Source organism: Bacillus cereus group sp. BceL291, from assembly GCF_051776705.1.
Taxonomy (GTDB): Bacteria; Bacillota; Bacilli; order Bacillales; family Bacillaceae_G; genus Bacillus_A; species Bacillus_A cereus.
In genome coordinates this window covers 1-361 of record NZ_JBPWAP010000259.1, presented here as the reverse complement: position 1 = coordinate 361, position 361 = coordinate 1, and the positions used below count along the sequence as shown (strand labels likewise).

The window sequence follows — 361 nt, the reverse complement described above, 5'->3', positions numbered from 1 at the left end:
TAATATATCAAGAGAAAAGTCAAAGATAACAAATATTACAAAGGGTAAATCAGAATTTCTAGGATTCAAATTAAAAGCAGTTAAAAAGAAGAATAAATTTGTTGCTAATACTCATGTTTCAAGTAAACAAATAAAAACTATTTTAGCTAAAACCAAAAAATTAATCAAAGAAATTCAACATAAACCAACTGTAATATCTGTCAACAAATATAATCAATATATATTAGGAATCAAAAACTACTACCGAACTGCTACGCATGTAAATTATAATTTTCGCCTAATAGCCTATCGTCTATCACGAACCTTATATAATCGACTTAAAAACCATGTATTTGAAAAACCAATAAACCCTTCGGTTTTA

At 26.0% G+C, this 361-nt stretch carries 1 pseudogene; it reads left to right on the top strand.

Annotation, left to right across the window (positions count from 1 at the left end):
- Positions 1-361, top strand: a pseudogene (locus tag ACS2CR_RS34485) (group II intron reverse transcriptase/maturase); the annotation flags it as partial.